The organism is Saccharomonospora halophila 8, assembly GCF_000383775.1.
GTDB classification, from domain to species: Bacteria; Actinomycetota; Actinomycetes; order Mycobacteriales; family Pseudonocardiaceae; genus Saccharomonospora; species Saccharomonospora halophila.
In genome coordinates this window covers 27,597-35,902 of the sequence record NZ_KB912564.1, presented here as the reverse complement: position 1 = coordinate 35,902, position 8,306 = coordinate 27,597, and the positions used below count along the sequence as shown (strand labels likewise).

The following is an 8,306-nucleotide window of genomic DNA, read 5'->3' as shown; positions in this document are numbered from 1 at the left end:
GGCGCTCGGCGCGGGCGTGCACGGTCTCCGGCAGGTGCCCGTCTCGCGTGCCGAGGCCGACCGGGTGCTCGACGCGCTGGGACGCCGTGCGGAGCTGGACGTGGCGGCCATGCGGGACCTGCGCTCCGAGGTCCTGCTCGGGGAGACGCTCGCGCTCGTCGCGGGAAAGCCGGAGCTGCGCGATCCCGCGGTGGCCGCGCTCCGGGATCACGACGCGGCGCACGGCACCGAACTGGCCCGCACCCTGCTGTGCTACCTCGATGCGCTCGGCGACGTGCGGACCGCGGCGACGGCGCTGCACGTACATCCGAACACCGTGCGGCACCGTGTGCGGCGGGCGGGCGAGGTCGGTGACCTGGACCTGGCCAATCCGAGGGAACGCTTGTCGGTACACCTGCAGCTGCTGCTCGCCGAGCACGTCGCGCGCGACGGCTGACGCACCGGCGCCTGGAATTCGAGTACCGCGACATCGGCCCATCACCCTGGGGGCGAGGGGTTGTCAGACGCGTGTGGCACGGGGCTATGTTCGGACAAACCAAACGATTGTTTCGTTGTTCCGCTCGAAGACGGAGTTGGGCGGAGGTCCGATCGGCAGGGCCACGTCGTGCCGCGTCGGCGGGCGGATATGCGTGGCGAGCAAGGTGATGGTTCGCATTGGTTCGATCCGGTGTGTTTACCGGTCGCGCGGCGAGGGTAGTGGTTTCATATGGGAAGCGGGCGCCATGGTCGACGCACGACGTGGCCGTGGTGTCGTGTTCGTGCGCTCGTACCGGCTGCCGCGGTGTCCGTTCTGCTCGCGAGTTGCTCGGAGGCGGGCTCAACCGGTCTCGAAGACGAGATTCGCACGATCGGCATCGGACAGGCGATCAGCGAGCCGCAATGGTCCGGAGGTGCGGTGTACGGGCTGGTGGACGGAACTCGTCGCGTCGCGCGGATCGCACTCGACGGTGACTCACGCCCGAGTCTCCGCCTCTCGGAGGAGCTCGCCGAGGTGGGCGACAACGTCGCCACCACCAGGCAGGTCCGCGACGCCGTTTTCGTGCCGCAACCGGCACATGACCGGGTCGTCATGCTGGATGCACACGAGCTCGTGAAGGAGACGTCGTTCGAGGCGGGCCGCGCTCCTGCGTACCTCGCTGTCGACGCGGGATCATCCATGTTGCTCGCCTTGTCCGAGAACGGATCCACCGTGACGAGTGTGCGGCTGCGCGAGCTCACGGCCCTGCCCGCGCAGCAGGTAGACGCTGGGCGTGGTGCCGAATTGGACGGTCCGCCGCGTGGCCGCGCCGTCGAATACTTCGTGGCCGGACCTCGGGGAGTCGCCCACTACAAGGGTGAGCCGGGCGAGGTCGAACGCACCGGCGAGCTGATGATCAAGGCGCACAAGACGGCCGGAGACCTCATCAAGGTTTCCCGGTTGTACGTTGCCGAAAAAGCGAGCGACCGGTTGCTTGCGGTGCAGGTTTCCCGGGAGCAGGACGGGCTCGTCGTCGCGGCCGCGGCTCGTCTCGGCGAGCCCGTGAAGCACCTGGCTGTCGACACGAGACGTGTGTATGCCGCTACGGAAAATAAGCTCGTGGTGTTGGAGACCAACACCTACGAGGGGTACCCGGACGGCACCTTCCCGCTCGTGGAAGAGATCGACTATCGTGAGTCGTTGCCCAGCCGCGAACTCAGGACCGCGCCCCTTTCCGGACTCGCGGTCGGCGACGATGAGGTGTATCTGTCGTTCGAGGATGCGCCCCACCTGGTGCGGGTCCCGAAACCGAATCTCTGAGAGGGGTTTCCGGGTGGCCGGGGCAGACAACCACCTCGCCGACCGGGACGGAGCCGTCCACGGAACGGGCGTGCGCGGGGTCTTCGCTGACATAAACCGGATCCTTGAGCAGGTGGCGGTACTTCGCGAACTGGCGGACACCAACGACGGTGCCCCCGAGGGAGCGGAGGTATACGATTTCAACGTGCGCTGGGGCGCCCTGCTCTCGGGCAGACTGGAACGTCTCCGGTATTTCTCTCACCGGGGCGAACTGACCGACGAACAACGCGAGGCGTACCAGCGGATGGAGAATGAGCTCCGCGAGACCGCCGCGCTTGCCGAGCGGATCGGAGCGAGTCGCCCCACCGTGCCGCCGGACGATCCCGGGGAGCGGTAGCGGCGGGGCCGACCGCCGCCGCCTCAGACGCGTCCCAGGAAGTCCCGCCCGGACATCCTGATCCCGGTGCGGGGCGCGGGGCAACGAGGGTTCTCACAGGTCAGCGCGACCATATAGACGTCCTGTCGCTCGCTGAGGAACAGGAAACCGAGGTAGAGCGCGTCACCCACGAGGAACCCGGTCGAGCCGCAGCTGCCGCAGCGGACCTTCCGTCGGAACAGGTGTCGGCGGACCCTGGCCCTCGCCCCGTCATCGAGGACGGAAAGTTCGGGGCGCACTCCGTTGCCACTCCTGTCCATCTACTAGATCTCCACGTTCTTGTCGAAGAAAACATTGTCCTCGCGCCATCCGCCCATTCCCTGGCCGATGGGCGCGTAGTCCGAGATGATCTCGATACGTTTGATCCACTTCGCCATCTTGAAGCCGACCTGGTTCTCGACCCGTAGCCGAAGTGGAGCGCCGTGCTTGATCGGCAGCGGCTCACCGTTCATCTCGAACGCCAGGAGAGTGTGCTGCTGCATGGCGAGTTGCATGTCGATGACCTCGTAGAACTGGCCCGCACCGTCGGCGGAGGGGTCGTCGCGGCCCGTGTCCTGCATGGTCAAGAAGCACAGGAAGCGCGCTCGCGGCAACGGCTCGACGAGGTCGACGAGGTCGCGCAGGGGGACGCCGCTCCACTCTCCGATGCTCGTCCAGCCCTGGATGCAGTTGTGCAGGACACGCTGGGTCTGCCTGTTCCGGATCGCACGCAGATCGTCGAGTGTGAAGGTCATCGGCGTACGCACGAGTCCGCCGATCTCCAACTCCCAGTCGACGAAGTTGTGCACGGCCGCGAACTTGTAGTTGTCGCTGTCCGGAGGCTTTCCGTTGACACGGTGCTCGGTGGAGAGTTCGTGGCCGGAGTAGTCCTGTCGGGACACCAGCGGTTCGAGGACGACCTTTCGAGCGAGCATGACAATGGCGCCGAGCGCGCGTTGCACGCTGCGTGGCCGACGGAGGCTGATGAGGGTCGCGAGCCAGTGCACGACGATGATCGCGAAAATGATCGCCAAGGAGAGCGCGATCGCAAGCTCGGGGGCGCGGACGTCACCGAAAATCATCAAAGCGTTGAGTTCTCCCCAGCCCCACAGCGCGACCATGAGAACGTGCACGACCGTGAAGCCGACGAACGCCAGCAGGCCGAAACCGTGCAGGTTGCGGGCGGACTGGCGGCCACCCCACATCCGGACGTAGCGCGGGAACCGCGCCTCGACCGCGGGGGACTGCGCCGCGCCGGTCAGAATCTGGAACGGGGCGAGCAGAAACAGCACTCCGAAGTATGTGAGTTTCTGTATCGCGTCGAAGGGCTGGCCGGGCAGCGTGGGGGGCAGTTGGAAACTCAGGTAGGTCAGCAGGTCGCTCCACGCCGTGGGAAAGATCGACCACGAGTAGGGTACATAACGGTGCCACTGGCCGGTCGCGAAGAGCAGTACGACGTAGACGAGTCCGGTCAGGATCCAGCCGAGCACACTGATGAAATGCCAGTGCCTGCCCATGCCGAGTTTCTTGTGCCCAGGCAGCGCGACGACAGCGGAGTAGCTTTCCTCCTCGTCCAGCGTGTCGAACAACTTGTGCTTCGGCATGGTCTTGCGCGTGAACCGAGCCCACTCGGTACCGGGTTCCGACTGATCTTTCCAGTAGAATTTGGGATGAGTGGCGACGATTTCGATGCCACTTCGGATGAGCAGGGTGACGAACAGGACGTTCACCCAGTGGGTCACGCGCAGCCAGGCGGGAAAGTCGAGGTGTTGCATCGGTGGCTCCCGGTGGTCGCTTACTCGTGCCAGTCGCGCTGCTGTGGATAGGCGATACAGACCTTGGTCAGCACAGTGAAGTGCAATCCGAGGAACAGGAGGGCGAGGATCATGGCGAAGGTGCCGAGTGCGTAATCCCACCAGCCGACCAGTATCCGCATATCGGGTAGTTGCCACGTCCTGCTCGCGACGTACACGAGAATCGTGAGGGTCATGAGCAGGCTCCCGAGAAACCAGCTGCGCAGGTGCCCGGCCACCACCCCGACGAGTGCGAGCGCTGTCAGGGCGATATGGATGGCGAAGTAGGCGATCAGGTAGGTGGGCGCGTTCACTCGGGGGGCGAGTGCCTGGCTCGTGATCAGCCAGTAGACGTGGATCGCCGTGTCGCCGGCCAGCAGGGTGGCTCCTATTCCGGTCGTCGTCCTGGGGCCGGCGAATGCGAGGTGCCGGTAGAAGCCGGCGAGCTTGCCAATTCCCGTCCAACGGAGGACCGTGGTCAATGTCCGGCCTTTCGTGATCGAGACTGTCGCGCGATTGTGTGCCGGGCGGCGTGGACACCGCCGTTCTGCCAGGTTCGCGGCCGCGCACTGCCGCGTCGCGAGTTCTACCCGGCTTGCGGGCGGCTAAACATGGCCACCGGCTCGCCCGTAAGGGTTTTCTCAGACGACGTCGTGGCCCATCGTGTCTCCGTGTTGTGGCGAGGGGAAGCGGGATGTAGCATGGGAGAGAAGTGCGTTCCGAGGGACCTGGGAATTGCGCGCAGCGTCCGTGGCGTGATTGTTCCGGTAATACCGGACGAGGCGTAGGCGCCGGTACGGAAGCCGACTACGGGCCTACCTTGCCGGCGTGCGGGACCAGCGTGATCCGGTGAGGCGTGAGGGTGATGATGACTGACCGTATCAACGTCGGCCCACCACCGGTCGAGGGCTCGTCCCGCCGTCACGATGTTGCGATGATGGTGGCCGGGGTCGGCCTCGTGCTGTTGGTCAAGCGATGGTGGAAAGGCCGGAAGGGACGTGTCACCGCAGGCGATGACACGTCCCCACGTGTTGTTTTCGCTTCTCCGCCTCACCGTGGTCAGGGATGAGCTTGTTCCGGACGATGCCGCACGACGAAGGGCAGGAATCGAAGCGAGCCGGGCACCTGGTCGTCCGACGCGGACCTCCAGTAAGTATCCGCCGAGGGCCGGCGGTGCGCGGTCCGGTAACCGATTTCCGAGCTGGGCGGCGTATCGCCGCGCACGCGACCGCCGCGACGACTTCTACGCTCGAACCGCCCATCGACTCGCGGCCCGTAACGCGGTGGGCGCCCTCGAGAACCTCCGCGCGCAGAACATGACCCGGTCGGCCACGGGCACCGTTGCCGAGCCCGGCCGGGGCGTGCGGGCCGAGGCCGGGCTCAACCGGCCGATCCGGGACGAAGGCCGGCACAAGCTCCAACTCGCCGTGGAGTCCGTGTCGCGTTACACCGGCACCCAGGTCGTGAAAGTCCCTGCTGCGTACACGTCTCAGACGTGCTCGGCGTGCCGCGGTGTGGACCCGGAATCGCGGGAGAGCCGAGTCCACGACCCGTCCGGTGGCCACCTCGTTTCCGACCACGGGACAGGGACTTCCGACCCCTTCACCAGTTGCCGCCCGCGGCGGATGCTGAACGTGTCCGGGCGACGGTCGGTCGCCTCTCCGCGCGGGCGGAGTTCGGCGGCTGTGTGTGCCCCCCCAGCGGACGGAGTCGATGGTGGTACAGAAGGTTTACGGCGCTCCTGGGATCAGACGTGCGGCGGCCCGTGGTGCCGTGGAAGCACTCGAGCAGCCCCGTCGGCATGTGAAGCTGCAGGTGCAGTGCGCGGAGGGTCACCACGTGGCTACCGTCTACGACACGGAAATGGGCCCGGTCTATGTCGCACGCAGCGGGCAGCACGCGCACGGTTCACGCGACTTCGTCGACGCCGCGCACCACGACTCCGAACACGGGGTGGAGATCGTGGATCTGCTCGATCCGAAAGCGGATGTGACGGTCGACGACGCGTTGCCCGCCAGCTGCGAATGCGGCCCGCACACGCTCGCGCGGTCGGAACTCATCCGTCCGATCGAGTCGGGCGAACATCGCCTCCTGCTTTCTTGAGCGCACGTTCGCTGAGCGCTCGTGGCGGGGCCTTCGCCCGGCCGGAAGGGTGCTCGGGGCGGCCTCGGCTTCCCGGATCCGGGGCCCGGTGCAGCGTCGCGTGGAGCGACGGGGAGTCGCCCGTCAGGGCCGCTGCCACGGAGCGGTCGATCAGCGGTAGCCGTGACATCCGCAGCACGCTCCGCCGTATCCACAGCTGCCGCTTCGTCGCGGGCACGAACCGGCCGGCGCCGGACCGGCCGACGCGTTGCTTCTCCTCGGCCACCGGGCGCCACAACCGCTCGTAGCGGGTCAGCGCATGCTCGACCGAGGACGTGCGGGCGAGCTGTTCGGCCAGCAGGTAGGCGCCGGCGATTCCCAGGGACGCGCCCTGCCCCGCCACCAGCGACACGGCGTAACAGGCGTCACCGGCCAGCACGACCCGTCCCCGGTGCCAACGGGGCAGCACGGTCTGGGCGACCTGGTCGTAGTAGATCTCCGACGGGGTCGGACACCGGTCGAGCGCCTCGGGCACGACCCAGCCCAGACCACCGTAGGCCTCCCGAACCGCCGTCCGTGGGTCCTTTGGTAGTTCCGGGTCGCGGGTGCGGTGCACGCCGAAAGCCACGACGTGATCTCCGCCGAGCGCGTAGAAGCCCATCTGCCTGCCGACGGTGTCGGTGAGGCACGCGCGGCCCCGCACCTCCGCATGGATCCGTGGGGACTCGAACGAGAACGCCGCGGTGTGGAAGCCGAGAGGGCGCAGGAACCGCTCCTCGGGGCCGAACATAAGGCGGCGTACAGTCGAGTGCACACCGTCAGCACCCACGAGCAGGTCGGCGTCGAGGACGGTGCCGTCGTCGAGGGTGACCCGCACACCGTCGCCGTGCTCGTCCACGGCCACCGGGCCGGTGCCGAAGCGCAGGTCGACGCCGGGTGGCAGGTGCTCACGCAGCACACGCTCCAGGTCCGGCCGCAGGAGGTTCAGCAACGGCCCGTTGATGAGCTGCGCGGGCCGCACGGTCGCGCGGCGCCGACCGCGCCCGTCGACGAGATCCGCCTGCGCCAGGGGATGAGCGATCGCCTCGACCGCCGGAAGCAGCCCCATGGCCTCGACCGCCTCGTGGCCCGGTCCGAAAAAGTCGATCATGTATCCCTGCTGGCGTGGGGCGGGTGCGCGTTCCAGCAGTACGACCTCGCCCCCGAGGGTCGAGACGCGATTCGCGAGGGTCAGACCGGTGAGTCCGGCCCCGCAGATGGCCACCTTCATGATGTTCCTCCTCCGTGGTGGCTAACTGACCAGACGACGCAGGACCGCGGCGGTCGCACCGGTGTCCATCCCGGCGCCCATCCCACGGTGCAGGAGCAGCCCGTCGACCGTGGCCAGCACGACCCCGGCGGTCCGCTCGGGATCGGGCACACCGTGTTCGCCCAGCCGGCGGCCGAACCGGTGCCGGAACTCGGTGACCATGCCGCCGACCTCGTCACGGAGCGGTTCCCCCCGTGCAGCCGCCAGGTAGGCCTCGATGGCCAGCAGTGAGGTCGGGTCGTCCCCGGTGTAGCGCTGTGCCGCGGAGACGATCGCCTCGACCGCCTCGGCCGGGGTCCGCGCGCCGTCCAGGACCGTGTCCACCTCGCCCAGCACCCGCCGCAGGACCCCGAGCGCGGCCTCGTTGAGCAGCGCGGGCAGGGAGGGGAAGTGGTAATGCACCACGCTCGGGTTCACCCCGGCGCGCTCGGCGAGATTCCGTGTGCTCACCGCGGACCAGCCGCGCTCGGGGATGAGTTCGGCCGCCGCCGTCAGCAGTCGCTGTCGTACCTCCCACCCCTGGGATGCCGCTGGAGACATCACGCTCCCCTTCCCTCCCACGTACCGGGCAACTGTACTGAACGACCGTCCTGTGCAACTGCCCTGATGCTACGGGTCCCGCCGTTGGGTCCGCAACGGGTGCCCTCCGGGGTGGCCGCTGATGAGGTCGTCGGTAGTCGATCGCTTCGCGGAAGAGGAGCGCCACGGGCCACGGTGGAGTATTGACTTCGAGCAATCTCGAAGTCCTAGGTTCGGCGGCGAAGAGAAACACGACCCGAGAGATCGGCAGGGCAGTGATGACGGGTACCGGCCAATCCGCGACCGCGGTGAGCATCCTCGGCACCGGAGCTCTCGGGGGCGCGGTCGCGCGCACGCTGCTCGCCGCCGGGGTCCCCGTGACCGTCTGGAACCGCACCCCGCAGCGGCCCGACGCGCTCGCCGGTCGTGGGG

General features: G+C 67.7%; 9 protein-coding genes and 1 pseudogene. 6 read left to right on the top strand and 4 right to left on the bottom strand.

The window, feature by feature from the left end; translation table 11 throughout:
- The 3 genes from SACHA_RS0113935 to SACHA_RS0113925 all read left to right on the top strand — a co-directional run.
- Positions 1-436, top strand: a 436-nt coding sequence (locus tag SACHA_RS0113935; RefSeq protein ID WP_039739084.1) for a PucR family transcriptional regulator, incomplete at its 5' end; no start/stop codon positions are given.
- 555 nt (positions 437-991) lie between these two features.
- Positions 992-1,777, top strand: a complete 786-nt coding sequence (locus SACHA_RS22165; protein ID WP_157601698.1) for a hypothetical protein — start codon at positions 992-994, stop codon at positions 1,775-1,777.
- 13 nt (positions 1,778-1,790) lie between these two features.
- Positions 1,791-2,153 carry a hypothetical protein gene (locus tag SACHA_RS0113925; protein ID WP_019810786.1) on the top strand — a complete coding sequence of 121 codons (363 nt, stop codon included), beginning with the start codon at positions 1,791-1,793 and terminating at the stop codon, positions 2,151-2,153.
- A gap of 302 nt (positions 2,154-2,455) precedes the next feature.
- Here SACHA_RS0113925 and SACHA_RS0113915 read toward each other — a convergent pair whose 3' ends face one another.
- Complete coding sequence (locus SACHA_RS0113915; RefSeq protein ID WP_019810783.1) at positions 2,456-3,946, bottom strand: molybdopterin-dependent oxidoreductase; 1,491 nt, start codon at positions 3,944-3,946, stop codon at positions 2,456-2,458.
- 20 nt (positions 3,947-3,966) lie between these two features.
- Entirely contained in the window at positions 3,967-4,446 is a 480-nt protein-coding gene (locus SACHA_RS23435) for a hypothetical protein (RefSeq protein ID WP_019810781.1), read from the bottom strand.
- A gap of 531 nt (positions 4,447-4,977) precedes the next feature.
- On the opposite strand from SACHA_RS23435, the pseudogene SACHA_RS26630 reads away from it, so the two are divergent.
- Positions 4,978-5,484: pseudogene (locus SACHA_RS26630) on the top strand (zinc ribbon domain-containing protein); the annotation flags it as partial.
- Between the two features lie 196 nt (positions 5,485-5,680).
- Positions 5,681-6,067, top strand: coding sequence for a hypothetical protein (locus SACHA_RS22155; RefSeq protein WP_028663177.1), 387 nt, complete (start codon positions 5,681-5,683; stop codon positions 6,065-6,067).
- Here the strand turns inward: SACHA_RS22155 and SACHA_RS0113895 are convergent.
- Both SACHA_RS0113895 and SACHA_RS0113890 read right to left on the bottom strand, forming a co-directional pair.
- Complete coding sequence (locus SACHA_RS0113895; protein WP_019810777.1) at positions 6,021-7,316, bottom strand: FAD-dependent monooxygenase; 1,296 nt, start codon at positions 7,314-7,316, stop codon at positions 6,021-6,023. The two genes, SACHA_RS22155 and SACHA_RS0113895, sit on opposite strands and share 47 nt — an antisense overlap.
- 21 nt (positions 7,317-7,337) lie before the next feature.
- Positions 7,338-7,895: a TetR/AcrR family transcriptional regulator gene (locus SACHA_RS0113890; protein ID WP_028663176.1), complete on the bottom strand. Its 558-nt coding sequence runs from the start codon at positions 7,893-7,895 to the stop codon at positions 7,338-7,340.
- A 257-nt stretch (positions 7,896-8,152) separates the two neighbouring features.
- On the opposite strand from SACHA_RS0113890, the gene SACHA_RS26535 reads away from it, so the two are divergent.
- On the top strand, positions 8,153-8,306 hold a 154-nt coding region (locus SACHA_RS26535), incomplete at its 3' end, for an NAD(P)-binding domain-containing protein (protein ID WP_332253631.1).

Bases quoted from the DNA above. Each gene is read 5' to 3' on its own strand.
- SACHA_RS0113915 (WP_019810783.1), bottom strand. From the start codon at position 3,946: ATGCAACACCTCGACTTTCCCGCCTGGCTGCGCGTGACCCACTGGGTG.
- SACHA_RS0113895 (WP_019810777.1), bottom strand. From the start codon at position 7,316: ATGAAGGTGGCCATCTGCGGGGCCGGACTCACCGGTCTGACCCTCGCG.
- SACHA_RS0113890 (WP_028663176.1), bottom strand. From the start codon at position 7,895: ATGTCTCCAGCGGCATCCCAGGGGTGGGAGGTACGACAGCGACTGCTG.